Origin of the sequence: Filimonas lacunae, assembly GCF_002355595.1 — a bacterium.
Lineage (GTDB): Bacteria > Bacteroidota > Bacteroidia > Chitinophagales > Chitinophagaceae > Filimonas > Filimonas lacunae.
In genome coordinates, this window is sequence record NZ_AP017422.1 from 4,031,041 (window position 1) to 4,049,682 (window position 18,642).

At 45.2% G+C, this 18,642-nt stretch carries 16 protein-coding genes; 6 read left to right on the forward strand and 10 right to left on the reverse strand.

Annotation, left to right across the window (positions count from 1 at the left end; all coding sequences use genetic code 11):
* Positions 1–30: 30 nt before the first annotated feature.
* Both FLA_RS15935 and FLA_RS15940 read right to left on the reverse strand, forming a co-directional pair.
* Positions 31–2,436: a hypothetical protein gene (locus FLA_RS15935; RefSeq protein ID WP_076377604.1), complete on the reverse strand. Its 2,406-nt coding sequence runs from the start codon at positions 2,434–2,436 to the stop codon at positions 31–33.
* A gap of 11 nt (positions 2,437–2,447) precedes the next feature.
* Positions 2,448–3,008: an RNA polymerase sigma factor gene (locus FLA_RS15940; RefSeq protein WP_076377602.1), complete on the reverse strand. Its 561-nt coding sequence runs from the start codon at positions 3,006–3,008 to the stop codon at positions 2,448–2,450.
* Positions 3,009–3,163: 155 nt separating this feature from the next.
* On the opposite strand from FLA_RS15940, the gene FLA_RS15945 reads away from it, so the two are divergent.
* A complete protein-coding gene (locus FLA_RS15945; protein WP_076377601.1) occupies positions 3,164–3,715 on the forward strand; it encodes a hypothetical protein in 552 nt (183 codons plus the stop codon).
* Positions 3,716–3,819: 104 nt separating this feature from the next.
* On the opposite strand, the gene FLA_RS15950 is transcribed toward FLA_RS15945, so the two are convergent.
* The 6 genes from FLA_RS15950 to FLA_RS15975 all read right to left on the reverse strand — a co-directional run bounded on the left by FLA_RS15950 (position 3,820) and on the right by FLA_RS15975 (position 10,720).
* Entirely contained in the window at positions 3,820–4,635 is an 816-nt protein-coding gene (locus FLA_RS15950; protein ID WP_076377599.1) for a LamG domain-containing protein, read from the reverse strand.
* 216 nt (positions 4,636–4,851) lie between these two features.
* Positions 4,852–5,916 carry a hypothetical protein gene (locus tag FLA_RS15955; protein ID WP_076377597.1) on the reverse strand — a complete coding sequence of 355 codons (1,065 nt, stop codon included), beginning with the start codon at positions 5,914–5,916 and terminating at the stop codon, positions 4,852–4,854.
* Positions 5,917–6,133: 217 nt separating this feature from the next.
* Positions 6,134–7,228: an L-dopachrome tautomerase-related protein gene (locus tag FLA_RS15960; protein ID WP_076377595.1), complete on the reverse strand. Its 1,095-nt coding sequence runs from the start codon at positions 7,226–7,228 to the stop codon at positions 6,134–6,136.
* 272 nt (positions 7,229–7,500) lie between these two features.
* Positions 7,501–7,962: a hypothetical protein gene (locus FLA_RS15965; RefSeq protein ID WP_076377593.1), complete on the reverse strand. Its 462-nt coding sequence runs from the start codon at positions 7,960–7,962 to the stop codon at positions 7,501–7,503.
* A 47-nt stretch (positions 7,963–8,009) separates the two neighbouring features.
* On the reverse strand, positions 8,010–9,593 hold the full coding sequence (locus FLA_RS15970) for a family 43 glycosylhydrolase (protein ID WP_096511484.1): 1,584 nt from the start codon (positions 9,591–9,593) through the stop codon (positions 8,010–8,012).
* 173 nt (positions 9,594–9,766) lie between these two features.
* A complete protein-coding gene (locus FLA_RS15975; RefSeq protein ID WP_076377589.1) occupies positions 9,767–10,720 on the reverse strand; it encodes a phytanoyl-CoA dioxygenase family protein in 954 nt (317 codons plus the stop codon).
* Positions 10,721–10,937: 217 nt separating this feature from the next.
* Between FLA_RS15975 and FLA_RS15980 the strand changes: the two genes are divergently transcribed.
* The 5 genes from FLA_RS15980 (at position 10,938) to FLA_RS16000 (ending at position 15,834) form a co-directional block, all read left to right on the forward strand.
* A complete protein-coding gene (locus tag FLA_RS15980) occupies positions 10,938–12,266 on the forward strand; it encodes a heme-binding domain-containing protein (RefSeq protein ID WP_076377587.1) in 1,329 nt (442 codons plus the stop codon).
* A 59-nt stretch (positions 12,267–12,325) separates the two neighbouring features.
* Complete coding sequence (locus FLA_RS15985) at positions 12,326–13,348, forward strand: sensor histidine kinase (RefSeq protein WP_076378430.1); 1,023 nt, start codon at positions 12,326–12,328, stop codon at positions 13,346–13,348.
* Entirely contained in the window at positions 13,329–14,099 is a 771-nt protein-coding gene (locus tag FLA_RS15990) for a LytR/AlgR family response regulator transcription factor (protein WP_076377585.1), read from the forward strand. Before FLA_RS15985 ends, FLA_RS15990 begins: the two co-directional genes overlap by 20 nt.
* A gap of 122 nt (positions 14,100–14,221) precedes the next feature.
* The gene (locus FLA_RS15995) at positions 14,222–14,998 is read left to right on the forward strand and encodes a DUF1223 domain-containing protein (protein ID WP_076377583.1); all 777 of its coding nucleotides are present in this window, start codon (positions 14,222–14,224) and stop codon (positions 14,996–14,998) included.
* 44 nt (positions 14,999–15,042) lie between these two features.
* Entirely contained in the window at positions 15,043–15,834 is a 792-nt protein-coding gene (locus FLA_RS16000; protein WP_076377581.1) for an alpha/beta hydrolase, read from the forward strand.
* 77 nt (positions 15,835–15,911) lie between these two features.
* On the opposite strand, the gene FLA_RS16005 is transcribed toward FLA_RS16000, so the two are convergent.
* Both FLA_RS16005 and FLA_RS16010 read right to left on the reverse strand, forming a co-directional pair.
* On the reverse strand, positions 15,912–17,063 hold the full coding sequence (locus FLA_RS16005; RefSeq protein WP_076377579.1) for a TlpA disulfide reductase family protein: 1,152 nt from the start codon (positions 17,061–17,063) through the stop codon (positions 15,912–15,914).
* A 22-nt stretch (positions 17,064–17,085) separates the two neighbouring features.
* Positions 17,086–18,630 carry a PKD-like family lipoprotein gene (locus FLA_RS16010; protein ID WP_076377577.1) on the reverse strand — a complete coding sequence of 515 codons (1,545 nt, stop codon included), beginning with the start codon at positions 18,628–18,630 and terminating at the stop codon, positions 17,086–17,088.
* Positions 18,631–18,642: the final 12 nt, after the last annotated feature.

The following is an 18,642-nucleotide window of genomic DNA, read 5'->3' on the forward strand; positions in this document are numbered from 1 at the left end:
TTGCTGTCATTCCCTACTATGTCTCCAGGTTTAAAAGGGAAATGCCTTACTCTTCATAACAGGTATTATATCCATCCTGCCAGCACAAGGCATTAAAAAAGTAACCATTTTTATACGCAATGCACGCAATGGATCTACCAAAAAATCATGACGTTCTTTCCACCAGTTGCGTATATTAAGTTGAATATCATCCTGTATTTCAACAGCCTTTTGTAAAGAACCCAACTCATTCAACTCTTGCACTAATTGCATTTTTCCCATTGAAGCCAGTTCTATTGCAGCATGCTGACCGGCCGCTATATTCCTTTGCGTGTGCACAAACACCTGCTCCCCTTTAAAACCTAAACATACCAGGTGATAGTGTATCAAATCATTCAACTGCTCTTTAAACACACCTGCAGAATCCACAAGCCGCATACAACTGCTTAGCTTATCCGGCAGCAGGTATACCAGCACTCGATCATAAGCAGCCGCATCTTTTACGGTAAAGGAAGCAGGAGAATATCGAATAGCCGCTTTTTTACCCGTGTAGGCATCTGTATATTGAAAAGAAGTTCGGTTTATCACACTATTTGCTACATAGCGGTCTATATTATGCCAACCCGTTTGCGTGATTCGGCCGGTATATGCAGCAGGATACCTTTGCTTATACTTTCTTTTATATACAACCGTAGTGTTCTTTACATTTACATTACTCATTTGCACCCCCATCTGCTCATAAACGCTATTAAAATTCACATCCATCTCCTCTTGCGGGTTATTGTATGCCCGCACTTTCCGCTTGTTCGCACGGTCTACCTTTTTCATATGCACCAACTTATCCTGCTCTTCCTGCCGGGCCCAGAATTGCTGTTGTATCACCTTCATCTTTTGCCTGAAAACATCCGGTTGCACCTTATACAGATGTTGCAATTCCTGTAACCGGCCGGCATCTACAGGTACTCCACCTTCATGTTTTGCCGCAAAAGTCAGAAACTGCTGCCGGTTGCTGCCAGAAACTAAAGCAGCCGCCATGCTATCCAGCACATACAAGTCTTTATCCAGGTTATTTACATACAAATCCAGCACAGCATTATCATGTGTTTGATATATCCAGGCCAACCGTTCTTCAAAAGCACGGGTAGCCAGTAACGTTTGCTGAAAATCGTCACTCCAGATCACCTTAATCCGGGCGGGATCTATCATACAATCCAACGAATCACTGGCATAATAATTAATAACAAGTCGTAGTCCAATTGCCCACGTCGTATCCGTATACCACCGCAATATCTCGTTGGTATATCGTCGCCCCACATCTTGCCTTTCAATTATTAAATCATTGGGGTTTATCCTGCTTTTCCCTCTCTCATTATCAGTACCCAAAGCCCAGCCTTTGTTACCATTAACAATAGCCGCCTGCGAAAAAAAGAGACTATCGGTGTACATTTTATCTTTTGCATTACCACCCCAGGCGTTTACCGAATCCAGGTAATGGGGTGGATAAAATTGCAGGTTATGAATATTGTCGGTAGGGAGCCTGTTTTCCAAGGGCCTGGGATTTTCCCAGTTAATACCGCCATCCGGCATACGTCTGCCGGTGAACAACTGCATACCTGGCTTTATTTCATTTGCCGGCACCTGAACCAACACCATTTTTTGCGCATTCAGCAGCAATGCTTCGCCATTTTGCCGTGCATCCACTGAAAACATACCCCCACTTTCCAGCAGTTCCGTTCCTGACAAAGTATTTAAGCCGGCCAGCATAATAGTGGCGGCATCCAGCGCTTCTTTTATCCATACTTCCACCACGCCATTGGCTATCACCCCATCCCGGTGAATAAAACTATAGGCAGGCAGCGTTAATAATATCCCATCCCTGGTTTCCAGCACTGTATCCCGCTGTGTGTTTACCCAAAACACCTGGGCAGCCAGGCTGCTATCTGCATTTACCCAATGCACAGACACCGTATCCTTTATCACTAAGTCTACAAGCGTGTTTTGATAAACGACCTCCTTACAACAAGTTGTATCACCATTACCAATTCCGGCATAAACCACCCTGGCTGGCAAAGGCAATGAATCTGCCCGCAAACTATCTGCGTGGGCAATAGCAGGCAAGGTATCTGTCACAAGCACCTTTTGTGATGCATTTGGTGCATCAGGCGATTCATAAAACACCCATAGTAACACCAACAAAGACAATGCAGTCAGCAATATGCCTATAAACCACCACCTCCTGCACCCTTTCCCCTGGTGAAAACGTGCTCCCGCAGCCAACACCTCCTCTTTTAACATCGCCCTTTCCAGTCCCATTCTTAATTCCTGTTGCAACAATAGTTCTGACTGCCATTGTGGGTTGTTCCTGACAGCCGCTTCAAAAGCTGCCTTTTCTGCAGTGCCAAGTTGACCTGCCAGGTAACGCTCTATCAGCTCCAGTAATTCCAGTTCGTTTCGCATAGCATTCGGGATTAAGCAGTTTGCATGGATTGTTTTAGTTCACTCAGTTTGTTCTTCGCGCTTTCCAGGCATTTGTATTTCTGGTTTTTAGCCGTGTTTTCCGAGCTGTAGCCCATTTTCCCTGCTATATCCCTCAACGTAAAGCGTCCACTGTAAAACAGCAGCAACAGCTCCCTGCAACGGTCTTTCAATGCTTCCAATGCTTTTGCTGCCAGCCTGGCCTTATTTTCCTGCTCTGTCAGTTCCAGCCACACTTCTTCCTCCTGTAGCGGCAACTCACTGTTATAATCAAATGCTATATGTGTTCTGTGCTTTTTGTGTTCATCCTTCCACAGGTAACGGCACACGCTATATAAATAGGTACTTAACCGGGCGGTAAGCTCAAAATCGTGCTGGCGCACTCTCTTAACCAATATAATCAGCGCTTCCTGAAACACATCCTCGGCTTCTGTAGCGGTGCCCCCTTTCGACACTACCATTTTCCGCATCAACGGAAAGTGTTTATATAAAGCATCCAAAGCAGTATCGCTTTTTCCGGCCTTTATTAATTCCACTATCTTCCAATCGTTCATGAAAACTGTTCTTTACAGGTAAATGGGTGAAACATCAAAAGGTCACCTTTTTTACGGGCCATTTTAAAAAATAGTTATGCTCCGCTTCCGGTAAACAATATTACCCATGTTGGCGTATTTGTTGAGGATATTATTATAACTCTAAAAAACGTTTTATGCAACAAAACAAACTCATTAAAGGAGAAAGCGTTAGCGAGATATGGCAACAGATTAAGGCGGACTTTACAGCCGATGAAGCCCTGACCGATTATCATGTAGTTATTAACCAGGATGGGAAAGACATTCAGCTGGACATTAACATCGATTATGGTGGTGGCTTTGAGGGTGGATATGAATTAACCACACTTACCTCTATCATTCACGATACCCCTTTCCGCTTTGCTATTCATCCACAGAACTTCCTGTATGAAATAGGGAAACTCTTTGGCATTCAGGATGTTACTATCGGCTACCCCGATTTTGATAAGAAAGTGGTGGTAAAAACCAACGATGAAGAAGAAGTGAAAGCTTTATTCGCCGATAAAAGCATTCGCGAAACTTACCAGGATATGGATGACTATGTGTTAAGCGTTACAGAAAACGAATACAACCAGGTAATTCTGGAACTGGAAATTCAAAGAGGTATTACAGATGCAGCCGAATTGCAACAACTGTATACTTCTTTCTACAAAATGCTGGATTTGCTGGATGCCCATGCACTCGTGTAACCTCTGAAAAAGCACCAGGTGAGATAAAATTTTCTTTTATCTCATCTGATCGCTTTCACTGCAAATCATGTGTAAAAGAAGGAAGGCCTTTACAATCAGTTAATTTATAAAGTAGCGCTTTTTTCTACCAGCACATTGCGGGCGCGCATGTAAGTAGTGCCCGTTGGACCCGGAGCGCCTGATGAGCCCTCCATCTGGTAATCTATAATAATGTATAAGCCCTGCCCCACAAAGTTGGCCCCCGTTTGAGTTGACTTTAACACACCATCTATCCAGTATTCAATTGATACATCTGTTGCGCTTATTTTGGTCATGTATACAGAATACGTATGCCACGAGCCGGGACTGGATATAGGCACACCAACACTACTCCAACCTCCACTGGGGTTTTTATAAGTATTCACCCAGCAGGTAGTGCTGCCTTTAAACTCCATAAAATCGCTTTCCGGCGGCCACGAACTAGCTCCCGTAGCCCAGAAGGCCGGCCAGGTTCCTGTTTGTGATTCACACTGAAATTCTCCCTTAAAATGCCATTTGGGCCAGGAATCATTCACCACCGGGATGGTTTTGGCGTAAATAGTACCGGAATAATACTTAATGGCCAGGTAAGGCGAGGAAGTGCTGTTGCCTACACCGCTGGTAGGTGCGCTGGTAAGCGTTAGCACCCCGGACGAAACAGCAATATTCTGCGTGCGCATCCGTGCACTGCCGTTATGATCCGATCCCCAGGGATACAGGTTGTTCCAATAGGTACTGAAATTACTAAAGGATGTAGTGGGTATTACGTTTACCCAGGAAAGCTCTTCCGTAGCAGAGCGATTGTTAGTGTTTTCATTCGGTACGTTTTCATTGGCATTTTCCTTTTTACAGGCAGATAGGCCTATTAAAAAGGCTAGAAAAATAGGTTTATAATTTTTCATAACATCGTTTTTTGGTTAACAAGCCAGCCTTCCTCCTTTACACAAGTGGGTGTTTTACCAATGTCAAATGAAAACATATCTCTCCGTAAGCAAGAGGGGGAAATAAAGAGATTGTAGGGGGCGAATTAATAAGCACCATAAAAAATCCGGCGCCAGTGCTTCCTACACTAACGCCGGACAATATCATTTGCTGCTATACAGCCAATCAACTATACACTAGAAAGGGAAAGCCTTGGTACCTTTTTTCAGGTACATGGTTTTTTCTGCCAGCTTGCTTCCCTGACAAAATACTTCCACCTTGTAATCGCCAGAGTTTAATTTGGTAGGTGGGGTCCAGGTATTATCCACTTTAACACCTTTCTTTTTATCGTAGTGCACTAATTTTTTTACAGAATATACCTTTTGAACACCATTTACACCGCTATTTGCAGCAGGCTTGGTATCTTTCCCTGCTGTGGCAGCTGTAGCAGTAGCCGCTGCAGCATTGCTTTCACTGGCACTGGCTCCGGGGCATGACAATACCAACTGCAGTTCGCGGTTACCGTTTACCTGTGCATCATCTTTATCCAGCATAAAAGAAACTTTAATACCAGAGGTAAATTTAGAAAGTGCACCCACTTTCTCCTGTCCACCAGGTGCCACGCCTATCAGTTCCATCTGTACCACTTTTAAGCTACGTATGCTTTCCGAAGTATATACGGCAGCTTTGCCAGATACTTCTTCAAACTGAAGTGCACGGGTATTCACCAATACAGTATCACCAGGCGACACCAGCAACCCGGCAGCCTTACGCGCCATCAATTCGTCATGCTGTCTTTTCAAAGCTTCCACTTCTTCCATTAACTGCTGCAACTGGGTACGTAACTCCTGTATTTTTACACGGGCAGCATTTAAATCTTTATCTTTTTCGCGAACCACACGCTCCAGCTCACTATTCAGGTTATCAAACTGCTTCTTTTTATCCTGCAGTTCTGTTTGCAAATCCATTCCGGTAGTGCTTAAAGAATCCATTTTCTGTAAAACGGTGTTATATTCCTCCTTTAAGCTATTCTTAGAAGAATCAAATTCCATTTGCATGTTCACCCACTTGGCCTGCTTCTGCGCTTTATCATACACAACCCAACCACCCAGGCCTAACAAGGCCAGCAGTAAAATAATAGCTGCGATCATCAAAAAAGCGGGGCGTTTCTTTTTCTTCTTCTCCTCATGTTCTTCCTCCTCCTGCTTCTCCTGTAGCAGCTCCAAATCATCCTCTTCGTAATTAAAATCCAGATTAACCATAACGTTTTTCTAATGCATTAAAAAAGTGGTTAAATATAAGAGGTACTGCGAATGCACCGCTCTTTTATTATGCGTATTACACCCCCTTTAATTAGGGATACAGGCACAAAACAGGCTTTTCTGCCTTACTACCCCCCTGATTTTAGTTACCTCCGCTATAAAAACAGGCCGCTGTGTAACCCTACACAGCGGCCCTCACAATATAGCAACCCGGCAATTACCGGGTTCTGTACATATACTCCAATGGAATTTTATATATCTGGTAGCTGAGCTCTTCCGCCCCACTACCGGCTTCATGTATCCGGGAATTAGTAAAATACAGGTAGCCGCCGTGAATGCTGAAAGAGTCGGCCCAGCCCACCTTTACATCTTCTACCAGCGTGCGCTGTTCCCCTTTACGGGTTACATACACAATAGCATGCTTTTCCAGGTCGGCCATGTATATATTACCCCTCATATCAAACACCATCCCATCCGGTGCAGGAGTGGTAGCCACTTTACGCACACTGCCCACCACATCATCATCCGTACCATTGCGCATGGCAGAAGCACTGACTGAATATAAAGTGTAACCCGTAAGCGCATGATAATACAGGCGATCGTTCATCTCATCATAAGCAATACCATCTGAATGCACCGGCTTGCTACCCCATTTCTTGCCATCAATAGTCAAATGATCTACTTCTCCTGTAGTAGAAACATGATCGGTAAGCACACGGTTACAGGTACGCTTTTTCAAATCATACAATACCAAACCCGGTTCGTTGGAATCGGTCATATAAATAACGTTGTGCTTGGTGTCAATACACAAATCGTTGATATAAGAATTGGGCTTGTAGCTATATTCAGACAACACCAGAATATCGGCGAGCTTATTCGTTCTCAGGTCAAACACAAATATGCGGGGAGAGTTTACAACGCCTTTCCATAAAGGGTTGCGGGTATCCAGCACATACAGCTTACCATCTGCTTCCTGCACACTCTGCACTGCCACAAACACCGAATCTTCTACCGGCATATCAGGCTTCCAGCTGTTCCAGCGTGCATCAGGATAGGCAACAGAAGTACCATTAGGCTTCACTTCTACTACAGAGTTTTCAACAGAAGCCCTCCAGCGTGGAAAATTAGCAAAGATGCGTCCAAAGCCAGCCACCGTAACACCGGTAACCTGCTGCCCTTTAAACTCAGCCACTACAGTGAACGGTTTCTTTTCGGGTACAACCTCTTTCTCTTTCGTCTTCGCCTTATCCTGTGCTTTAACAGAGACTATAAGCCCCAGCAACAGGATGGTGTTTACAATACGACTTTTCATTTTGCTATAGTTTCATTGAAATTCCTTACAATGCTAACTTATTCTTCGCAAATTTCCCCCATCCATCTAACCTAACCCGGTGTTCTCTCGTCAGAAGCATTCTTTTCTGCAGGCCACAGGTTTTTCTATTGCACAAATTTACCAGCAGCCCAACAATATAGAATGCGCTTCCGGTTAAAGTTTATAAGAAGTAATATATAAATTCGGGATCTGGCTGTTGTGTATAGTTATAGCTATACCATTAGGCATGGGTACAATGCAAAACACCAGGCCTAATTGTTTTCGGCCTGGTGTTCACTGTATAATTTCAGGGCGGTGTCTATTTTGGTAATCACCCCGTTATAATAATTGTTTCGAATTTCCTTATCGGTGTACTCTTCCGTACTGGCCGATCCTGTAGAAATCTCTGTAAGATTGGAAAGCAGGCTATCTGCCGTGCTGTCCGTTATCGTTTCAATAGTGTCCAGGATAATACGGTATAAATACAAAGGTGGAATCACCGGACGATCATCGTGGCAGATATAAAACTCGTAGGCATCATCATTAGTGATAAACGATACAGATATCACTGTTTCATAATACTCCGATTCTGCATCCAGCAAATGCTGTTCTAAGGTAACCACCATGCGGTTCGCCAGCATATCACCCGTAAATATATAACTGTACGAGTTTTCACCTTCTTCATCCATCTCTGTAAAAATATGTATCCCTCTCTTGGCCAGTAACGCTACCATAACATTTCCTGTTTGCGCAGCAAATTAAGGCTAAATCACCATCATCTTTACATTCTTACCAGCGATACATCATCTATATTACAAAAAGCATTCGCTTCCCCGGTGGCTAAAAAGCCTACTTCCACTTTTCCACCGCTTACAGTTATATCCCTGATCTCAATGGTTTGCCAGTTATCATTTGCCTTTTCAACACGATAACTCAGTTGTTTGCCCCCGCTTGTGGCATACATTTCCAGGTTAGAAAAGCCCGCACTGTTTTTTACATGTGCTGTTAAAACATACTTACCATCCCGCAAAGCCACATAAGGAGAAGAAGCTACTATCTGCGACACCTTCCGCTGAAAATTCACTTTATCGCTGATGTTTAAGCTCTTTTCACCTATCACCTGTTTACGGTCGCTTTCTGTGTTAAAGTAATTCAACACCGGCGAATTCGGGCCGTTTACTTCCACATGATTTCCCTCTGTAACAACAGTTGCCCAACCCGTTAATTGTTCCTGGGCCGGCTTTACGCTGCTTGGGATAGCATTGCGATCTGCTTCAAAACTGCCATTCTTAATATAGTTATTATCATCTGCCACTTTCCATAATCCTGTAGGCTCCTCCAGGTGCCACGAGCTCACCGAATTGAGGTAGGGATTGGTTCCCGCAAAAGAAATGGGCATCCATTGATTGTATCCTAAACCGTTACCTGCAAAATCAGCCCAACGATCACCACAATACACCACCGTTTCGCGATTACTGCCTTTGATCGTATAAAAGAATCCGGTTTGGGTAACATGCGCAAAATCATCACTACAGCCATTCATCACCTGCATATCATTGGCAGGCAGGTAAGGACCACGAATATTATCAGCCACCAGGTAATAAGCATAAGAAGCATCCCAGCCATAAATATTAGAAGCACACATATAATAGCGACCCTCATATTTAAACATACAGTTGCCCTCCCTGCTTTCACCCTGGAACACCTGTGTACAATCCATCAAACCTATCTTACCATTTTTGGAACCAATCTCAGATACATATATCCTGTTACGGCCTCTGCCGTAGGAGTAAACAAGATAAGATTTCCCATCATCCTCATCTGTAAATACAGTTTGATCGCCCGTGTTACTGGTGCCTATCATGGATTCCATACTAATTTCCTGGTGACGCGTAAAAGGTCCTAAAGGCGAATCTGCCACCAGTATCAGCACCTTTCCTCCGTGCTGTACAAACATGGCGTATTGATTCAGCGACAGTAAATAGGCTACCCCTAAACGGCCTACCCACATGGCAGTATCCAGCCCATTCATATACGCTTTAGTAACCACATCCCCTTCAAACTTCCAGTTTACCAAGTCGTCCGAGCTGTAACAGGTCACCGATTCAAATGTGTTGGTCGTTTGTGTTTTGTAAGAAGAGTCGCGGTAATACTCCGCCTCTTTGTAATGCACACCATACCAGTAATACTTAAATTTACTGCTGTTGGGATCGGCAAATTTAAAAACGCCACCTCCCTGGCTGTAGATAGGTTGTCCATCCTGGGTGTTCCAGAATACATCGTTTTTAATGTTCCACATCTGTGCTTTGGTTAGCGAAGCCGTACTTGTTATTACACATAGCAATAACAGACAGCGAACCATCATTTTAGTCATATATATACCCTGCTTTTGATATCTCTGCGCTAAATATGGGGCCTTATTTTAAGGAAGGCGTCCTGCACTGTAAGATGTAACATTTCATCTATATATACTACAGCCATAACGCCCCTTATTTAAGCGGATATCTTACAGACCATGCACACACGTTGGTATAACACCTATAATTTACTAAAACTTACATACTGCACAAAACGCGGCAAGTGGGAATGGTTTACACTGGCAGCATGCGGCAACGTTTGCTGCCACAACACCAGGTCGCCTTTTTTCCCAGGTACCGGGATAGCGGTTTCTGATTGTATCATAGCCTGATGCGCTTCCTGAAAATCAGGATACGTTTTCATCCAGTCACCAAACCGGTGCTGAAAACCCGGCACCACCTTTAATGGCCCCCTGTTTTCTGGCACATCGTTGAGATACACAAGCCCCTGTATGTAATACAAATCCTCTTTTTTCAAATCAACATCCCAATGCAAACCGCTATGGGCAAATTTCCAGCCTTCCGTTTCCGGCGGGTTAAAGCTTACTTTTTCCGTTCTGGCTATAATATTGTCTGTACCATACAATTCGGCAAACACCTGCTTAATAGCAGGGTGCGATTTAATAGCATAAATATGCTCATCCTGGTATAACTGCAACATCAGCCCATGCCATTCAGCATGCCCGTTATACCACGTGGCCGGGTTGGAAAGGTCTACCCCCATATGCCGGCAAATAAGCGCTACTACCGCATCACATAAATGCTCCTCCAGCAGGCCGCTCACCCGCACATAACCCTGCTCCTGCCAGCATTGCAGCTGCTCATCACTCAATACCCCCTGTTTTATGCGCACCGCCGCCCCGGCAGCATCCTTTTGTTGCATCCAAAGCGCAAAAGCTGCTGCCGATTCCTGCACCTGTTGCAACCCTCTTCTACCAATCAACCACTCCTGGAAATGAGCAATACTGGTGCAGTCTGTATATATAAACTGAAAGGCTTCAAAAGCACCCAGGTCATAAAAGCTCATCCAAACATTTTCCACATCCTGGTAATGGGCATATTCCGGCAAAGGCTTGCCTGTTTTCTTGCATTGGTGATATTCATAGAACACAGGCAAAAAGGTGCAATGGATCATAATAGCAGGGTTTATATCGTAGTTCCGGGAAAGTAGTCAATTTTTCGGGTTTACCTGCTTTTCATACCCCAATTTTCATGGTGCCGGATGTCTGATCCAGCCCCTGGTTTGTCCACCTCCCCGGATTAATGCTTGCCTTCCCCCTGCCACCGAACCTATTTTCGTTACAGGGCGCAGGTGCATCCGCGCTATTTCATTCATCATTTAAATACAAGCCATGAAACGAGCCATTCTCCTACTGATAATAGTGTTCATCGGAATTCAGTTTATACCCGCTTCCGTGCAAAACCCACCGGCTACCCATCCCCTGCAGGCCCCGCCTGCGGTAGCCGGCATTTTGCAACGGTCCTGTTTCAACTGCCACTCCAACGAAACTCATCTTAACTGGTACGATAAAATAGCGCCTGCGTCCTGGCTGATAGCTGCTGATGTAAAAGAAGCCCGCTCCCGCTTCAACTTTTCAACCTGGGATACCCTGAGTGCAGCGGATAAGCAGGGCCGCTTCTGGGAAATAGTGAATATGGCTATTACCCGTAAAATGCCGCTGCCTACGTATGCCGCGCTGCATCCCGAAGCGCACCTGAGCAAACAGGATATTGACACACTGAAAAAATATGCACAGGAACTTAGCCCCGGCACCTGGCACGACACTGTGATCGTTCAACAGGCCGAAAAAGAGTTCCTGCAATTTCAGCAGCAACAAACTCCATTCACGCAACAACGCGTAACTGCCAACGGCATAGCCTATATACCCGACTTTCAAAACTGGCAGGTCATCAGCACCACCAACCGGTTCGATAACCACAGCATTCGTATCATCTATGCTAATGACATTGCCGCAAAAGCCATTCGCGAAAATCAAACCGCTTCTTTCCCTGAAGGCAGCACTATTGTAAAAGCCGTATGGAACAGTATAGAAGAAAAGAATGGGAATATCTCCTCCGGTTCTTTAAATAGTGTTCAGATCATGACCAAAGACTTGAAAAAATTCCCTGACAGCAAAGGCTGGGGCTTTGCCAAATTCAACGGCATTCAATTAACTCCCTACGGTCAATCGGCAGCCTTTAATACCACCTGTTTCAACTGCCATAAAATAGCCGATAAAAACGATTATATATTTAACCTGCCCCTGCCGGATGCGGCTCCGCAACAGCAGGCCACCACCAGTACCCCGCAACGCAAAGTATTTGATGCCCGCGGCCAGCACGTGATTGCCGTGTTTGCCAACAGGGCGCAACAATCCATGTCTGTTTTATATGGTAACGATGCCGCTAAAAAACTGTCATTGGCATCCAGCACCACACCGGCAGCAGGCGCGCAGTTTACCCTGGTTACCTACCAGCAGGCCAACAATCCTTATTGGTTTGGCAGTTATATTAACGGCCGAATACAAAGCGTAGAACAGATCACCGGCATTGGCGCTTCTCCCATGTGGACTTATCGTCTGCAACAGGGACAAGCCCCTGCCGACAACACCGGCAAGCCCATCCCCTCCAACGTGCGCATAGCCTTCCTGCTTTCACATAAACCTTCCGTATTCCCATGAGCCGCCACCATTACCCAATACAAAATATCAATACCTTTGGCCGTATCACATTGTTATTGATGCAGAAGAACAAATTTACCATATCCCGGGCCACTATCTGGATCAGCTCCATTGTACTGGGTTTATTATCATCGATACCCCAGTTTGCACAACACCAGTTCAATGCCGCCGAAGCCGCCGTTAACGCGGGCATCACCGCCACTTTTGCGCTGGTGATGTGGTATGTAAACCTGTTTATGATGTCGCGGCAAAGCACCAGTGCCCCGCGGCAGCAAACCATCTCGTACACCAGACTGCTCAGCAGTTTATTAGTGGGGCTGGTAGTAATGCTGGCCCTTGCCTGCATACAGCAGCTCATACTTTCCCATATCAACTTTGGCCCTACCATGTTAATGGTAGAGGTGCGCGGCATACTCATCAACCTGGTATTTTATATGTTCCTGCACCTGTTGCAGCAGAACTACGAAAACCAGCGGGTAACCATGGAACTGGAACGGATTAAAAGCGATAATCTTGGTGCACAATACGAACTACTGAAACAGCAGATCAACCCCCACTTCCTGTTCAACAGCCTGAACACGTTAAAAGCGATGGTAGAAACCGGCGACCAGGAAGCCATTGACTTTATCATCAAACTCTCCAACTTCTACCGTTTTACCCTCGAAAGCCGCAAACTCGACCTCATTCATGTAAGCGACGAAATGGATATATTGAATGCCTATCTGTTCCTGCAAAAAGCCCGCTTTGATGGCGGCTTCACTTTTACCAATAAGCTGGATAATACCATACTGCAAACACTGATACCACCATTCACCCTGCAATTGCTGGTAGAAAACTGTATCAAACACAATGTGGTTTCCCTGCAAAAACCTTTGCACATCCGCATCTATATGGAGAACAATAAAATAGTGGTAGAAAACCAGGTACAGCTGAAAGCAGGCGATAACAACTCGCTGGGCGTTGGGCTGCAGAATATAGATCTCCGCTACCATCACCTGCTGAACCAACACATTGACATTATTAACGACCAGAAAATATTTCAAATCAAACTGCCGGTTATTCATGAACATCATCATCATTGAGGACGAGCTGAAAACAGCCCAATCACTACAAAAGGCCATCCTGGATTTTAAGCCGGACGCCAGTATCATCGGCCAGTATCAAAGCATAGAAAGCGTGGTGGAAGCCTTTGAAGGCGGCATCAGTCCAGATCTTATCTTTATGGATATTCAGCTGGCAGATGGCCTTTGCTTTGAAATATTCAAACAGGTGAACATCACCAGCCCCGTTGTGTTTTGTACCGCTTTTGACGAGTATTCGTTAGACGCCTTTAAAAACAACGGGGTAGATTATATATTAAAGCCCTTTTCCAAAGACGATATACAAAAGGCGTTAAAGAAAGTAGACGAGCTGCAAAACTTCTTTCAGCAAAAGAATACGCCGGACTGGGAATCGCTGTTGAGCAAGCTAAGCCCTCCCGCTGCCAGTGGTGGCAAAACCAGCTTTCTCATTTTTCAGCAGCAGAAATATAAAACAGTGAATGTAAAAGACATTGCCTTCTTTTACATTAAACACAATGCCAGCTGGATCATGTGCTTTGATAAGCAGGAATATCCTATTACCCAGTCGCTGGACCAGATCACCAGCGCTGTATCCGCCCAGCAGTTCTACCGTATTAACCGGCAGTTCCTGGTGAATTTTAAAGCTATTAAAGAAGTGGAGCCTTATTTCCTGCGTAAACTGTATGTGCGCCTGGTGATAGAAACACCGGAAAAACTGCTGGTGAATAAAGAAAAAGCCAACAGTTTTCTTTCCTGGATGGAGAACCGGTAATACCCCGAAATTTTCAAAGCCGGCCCTGTCTAACTCAGGTGGCAAAATGACCGGCCGAACACCTTTTTACTTACTACGGCTGCCTGTTACTGGTACTTTTGAGTCAACAAAAACCAAAAGACATGAAACCAGCAAACATAGCAGCCGTAGGCATTTCAGCAGTACTTACTCTTTTTACCGCAGCAGTGATCGCCTGCAATATTACTACTGCTAAACCCAAAGAGATACCACCAGCCACACCCGGCAAAGGCTTCGCAGTATTAGAACTATTCACTTCCGAAGGTTGCTCCAGCTGTCCGCCCGCCGATGCACTGCTGGCACAAATTCAACAGGTAACAGATACCCTGCCTGTATATGTGCTGGCCTATCACGTAGATTACTGGCGTCGCCAGGGCTGGAAAGATATTTTCAGCTCGCCGCAAAACGAAGAACGTCAATACCACTACAGCCAGCAATTGGGCGAACAGGTATATACCCCGCAACTGATCATTAACGGTAAAACTTCTATAGTAGGGTCTGATGCCCCTAACATACAACAGGCCCTGCAAAACGAGTTAAACAGCGCCAGCGCCAACACCTTGCAAATAAGCGGCACACAACAAAACAACCGCCTGCAGTTTCAATACCAGCTTACCGGCAATACCCGTAATATGCAACTGCTGATTGCTGTTGTGCAAAAACACGGTGTAAGCCAGGTAACAAGAGGAGAAAACGCCGGTCACACCTTGTCGCACGTAGCCATTGTGCGCCAGTTTCAAACCTGGGATATTAAAGGCAACTCTGGCAGTGGACAGGTACAGCTTGCACAAAGCTTTCAGCAACAGGATAACAACCTGGTAGGCTTTTTACAGAACATCGAAACCGGCGAAATCACCGCCGCAGCCAACATCACCCTGTAATCCATTTTATTCAATCATTCATCAATCTATAAATACAACACATTATGACAAGTCAAAACCAACCACGCAACCGCTTCACTCATCTGGCCATCGCCACCTTAGTAGCCGTATCTCCCCTGTTCTCTTTTGCACAAAACAAACAGGAAGCACACAAAACCGCTAAAAACATTGTATTAGTGCACGGCGCGTTTGCCGATGGCTCTGGCTGGAAACCCGTATATGACATTCTTACCCGCAAAGGTTACCATGTAAGCATTGTACAAAACCCCCTCACCTCTTTGCAGGCCGATGTAGACGCCACCAACAGCGTCATCAACCAGCAGGATAGCAACGTAGTGTTGGTAGGCCACTCCTGGGGCGGCACCGTTATTACAGAAGCAGGCGTGAACCCTAAAGTAAGCGCGCTGGTATACATAGCCGCCTTTATGCCCGACAAAGGAGAATCTGCCGGCAAATGGGTTGCAGCCGCTCCTCCTGCCCCCGAAGCAGGCTTTACACAACCAGACAGCGCCGGCTATGTATATTTCGATCCCGCTAAATTCCAAAAAGGGTTTGCCGGTGACCTGCCAAAAGCACAAAGCGATTTCATGAACGCCTCACAGGTGCCTATCAAAGGGCAATGCTTTGCCGAAGCAGTACAAAACGTGGCCTGGAAAACAAAACCCAGCTATGGCATTGTAGCCACCGAAGACAAAGCATTAAGCCCCGTAACAGAACGCACTATGTATCAACGCGCGCATGCTAAAACCACCGAAATAAAAGGCAGCCATGTGGTGTTTTTATCACAGCCCGAAGCAGTAGCCAAAGTCATTATAGCCGCGGCTGAAAATCTATAAACCTATATACTCAAAAAGCGCCTCATCAAAATGAGGCGCTTCCTAAGCATGTTATTCCTTCTGTACCTGTTCTCTTATTACAACAACTCTTCCAGCTTCTTCAATAACTCTTCCCCTCTCAGGTTCTTGGCAACGATTTTACCAGCGGGGTCTATCAGAAAGTTTTGAGGAATAGCAGAGATACCGTATTTTAAAGCAGGCTCACTGCTCCAGTATTTAAGATCCGATACATTGGTCCATGCGCCTAATCCATCTTTCTTAATAGCCTCTATCCACTTTTCCTTGCCACCGGCATTGTCAAGTGAAACACCAAAAACAGTAAAGCCTTTATCCTTGAACTTATTGTAGGCAATTACCACATTCGGGTTTTCTTTACGACAAGGACCACACCAGCTGGCCCAGAAATCCAGTAACACATATTTTCCACGTTGAGAAGAAAGTGCTACTAACTGACCATCGGGTGTATTTGCGGCAAAGTCAGGCGCTTTGCTACCGATAGTGATATCCAGCTGCCCTTGTATCCTTTTGGCAAAAGCAATACCTGAAAGTGAGTTACGTTGCTCTTCCGGCAGCTTCTTATACATTTCCAGTATTTTGTACATACTCTCCCTGGAACCGCCACCATAGCGCTGTAACACATAGAACAGAATGGGCGACTCCGGGTTTTCATCAATATACTTTTTATATACCCCTTCGTACAACTCATTCTTCGTACTGTTCAGCTTCTCATCTATCTCCTGCTTTTGCTCCGCCGTTACACCTTTTTCATGCCCCTGTTTCATCAGGTCCATCAACTTTTGCTGATACACTTTTGCCTGTTCATTTATTTTCACATACTCTGTATGGCTTTTAGAACCCGCTACAGTGTAATTCACAAAATGGCCCTCATTCGTGATGCTCATATTGCCCGGTTCCAGGTAAATCTGCATCCGGTTGGTCTGGCCAAGCATTACACCAGGGTGGTCGCCAGGATGGCTTTCCTTACCCAGCATATCCACCAGCAAAGGCTCTATAATAGTCAAGTCAAGACTATATTTACCATCCACCACCCAGGCGCTATCCAGGTGTTTAGCGCCATCTTCGGTGTAAAAAACATAGATCTTATTATACTTCTCTTCCACATTCACATACTTGCCGGATATATGCACTTTTTTCAATTCCGGCTTTTGCGCCAGGCTGCCTAATGGTAAAGCCAGCAAACACGCGCCAACTAATGGTAAATACTTCATCACTCTTTGTTTATGTTATTATTTAAAGATTCCACTTATAACTCATGTCCTTTACTTTGCCATACCCTTCCGTTACCCTTTCCGAAGCTTTATTAATGCTGCCACTCGAAGGGTCTATGGTATAGCTGTATACCTTCCCGCCTTTTTCCGCTTCATTCCAGGTAGCTATATACACCACCTGGTTAGGCAGGGGAATGATAGACGCCTGGATAACCGGGTAATAAAACTTTTGTAACCGCACACAGGTAACCTGTTCGCCGGCAGGCGCCGACCAGGCCTTTTCTGCAGGCAATCCGGAGTTGTATTTAAACAGGTATACGTTCGCTCCTGCTCCATACAAAACATATTGTCCCACATAAGCCGCAGCTACGGTAGAAGCCGATTCTACCTCGGGGCTGCCCGTCATACTTATCTTTTTTAACCCCACATTCGCAGTAGTAGAAACAAAGTTGGACACCAGCAGGTAACTAGCGGTATTGTCACCCATAATACTATACTCATAAGAAGAAAGCCCCCAATCGCTGGCTTTCATATCCAAACCCACATCAGAAGGGCTAAACTGCGCCGTATTGGCCTGTGCCGGAAAATCACTCACCGTAATGGCGTTGGCTGCTACGTATATAAACTTCTTATTGGTTTTATCATATACCACGGCATCGTAACTGGCTCCATAATACGGGGCCGCCCAGTTCGCCAGCGTCCCATAACTACCGCTGATAGCAGGCCCCAGCTTATTGGTTCTGAAAAGGCCGGAGGAGGCAAAGTTTACCGTATGTATTTTGTTATTATTCACCACCAGCTCTTTTCGCTGATAACTACCCATCAGGGCTTGCAACGATTTTTCAGCCGGTGGGGTCCAGAAAAGATCAGTAAATTGAAACGTTGCTTCAAAGGAGTTTTTATCCGCGGCTATAAAATCATGTTCAGATGCCACCAGCACTTCGCCCGAAGAAAGTGGTGCTATCGAATGCACCATGCCCACGGGCTTTCCTTCCAATGCTATACCATTCGAGCCCTTCACCAGGTCCAGGAACAGCTTAGCAGTTACTACACCCTTCTTAGAGCGGTCGTCCACTATCACGCCCACATCCGTTCTCCCATCTTTTTCATACAACACCATCCAGCCATCCGGCAAGGTGGTTTCAGATAATTCTACCGGAAAGCGTATATAAGTTTCTACCTGGGTAGCCAGTTCCCTTACTGTAAGATGAACAATCCACTTACCGGATGGCCTGATCATAGGTTCACTCAAGGCAATAGTGTGCGATAGGGTATCCCGGGTATTGATAATACCACCGGTGGTAGCCTGAAAAATCACCCACGTAAAATCCAGCTTATCCGCCACAGATTTTTCATCTGTCACCAGCGTTCCATTGAAATATATTTTAGGCGCAATACGCAACGTATCGTACCGGTAAATAGCATACGACGATAGAATACCGTTATCAGCTGTATCTATCAACACATTACCAACAGGCTGGTAATCGTAGTTACCTTTGTCTTTATAACAGCTTTGCATAAAAAAGCAAACCAGCACCACCCCTATTAAATATTGTATCTTTTTCATAATGTAAAATGA

Excerpts from the sequence above, each read along its gene's own strand:
- FLA_RS15935 (WP_076377604.1), bottom strand. The coding sequence starts at position 2,436 with ATGCGAAACGAACTGGAATTACTGGAGCTGATAGAGCGTTACCTGGCA.
- FLA_RS15940 (WP_076377602.1), bottom strand. The coding sequence starts at position 3,008 with ATGAACGATTGGAAGATAGTGGAATTAATAAAGGCCGGAAAAAGCGAT.
- FLA_RS15945 (WP_076377601.1), top strand. The coding sequence starts at position 3,164 with ATGCAACAAAACAAACTCATTAAAGGAGAAAGCGTTAGCGAGATATGG.
- FLA_RS15950 (WP_076377599.1), bottom strand. The coding sequence starts at position 4,635 with ATGAAAAATTATAAACCTATTTTTCTAGCCTTTTTAATAGGCCTATCT.
- FLA_RS15955 (WP_076377597.1), bottom strand. The coding sequence starts at position 5,916 with ATGGTTAATCTGGATTTTAATTACGAAGAGGATGATTTGGAGCTGCTA.
- FLA_RS15960 (WP_076377595.1), bottom strand. The coding sequence starts at position 7,228 with ATGAAAAGTCGTATTGTAAACACCATCCTGTTGCTGGGGCTTATAGTC.
- FLA_RS15965 (WP_076377593.1), bottom strand. The coding sequence starts at position 7,962 with ATGGTAGCGTTACTGGCCAAGAGAGGGATACATATTTTTACAGAGATG.
- FLA_RS15970 (WP_096511484.1), bottom strand. The coding sequence starts at position 9,593 with ATGATGGTTCGCTGTCTGTTATTGCTATGTGTAATAACAAGTACGGCT.
- FLA_RS15975 (WP_076377589.1), bottom strand. The coding sequence starts at position 10,720 with ATGATCCATTGCACCTTTTTGCCTGTGTTCTATGAATATCACCAATGC.
- FLA_RS15980 (WP_076377587.1), top strand. The coding sequence starts at position 10,938 with ATGAAACGAGCCATTCTCCTACTGATAATAGTGTTCATCGGAATTCAG.
- FLA_RS15985 (WP_076378430.1), top strand. The coding sequence starts at position 12,326 with ATGCAGAAGAACAAATTTACCATATCCCGGGCCACTATCTGGATCAGC.
- FLA_RS15990 (WP_076377585.1), top strand. The coding sequence starts at position 13,329 with ATGAACATCATCATCATTGAGGACGAGCTGAAAACAGCCCAATCACTA.
- FLA_RS15995 (WP_076377583.1), top strand. The coding sequence starts at position 14,222 with ATGAAACCAGCAAACATAGCAGCCGTAGGCATTTCAGCAGTACTTACT.
- FLA_RS16000 (WP_076377581.1), top strand. The coding sequence starts at position 15,043 with ATGACAAGTCAAAACCAACCACGCAACCGCTTCACTCATCTGGCCATC.
- FLA_RS16005 (WP_076377579.1), bottom strand. The coding sequence starts at position 17,063 with ATGAAGTATTTACCATTAGTTGGCGCGTGTTTGCTGGCTTTACCATTA.
- FLA_RS16010 (WP_076377577.1), bottom strand. The coding sequence starts at position 18,630 with ATGAAAAAGATACAATATTTAATAGGGGTGGTGCTGGTTTGCTTTTTT.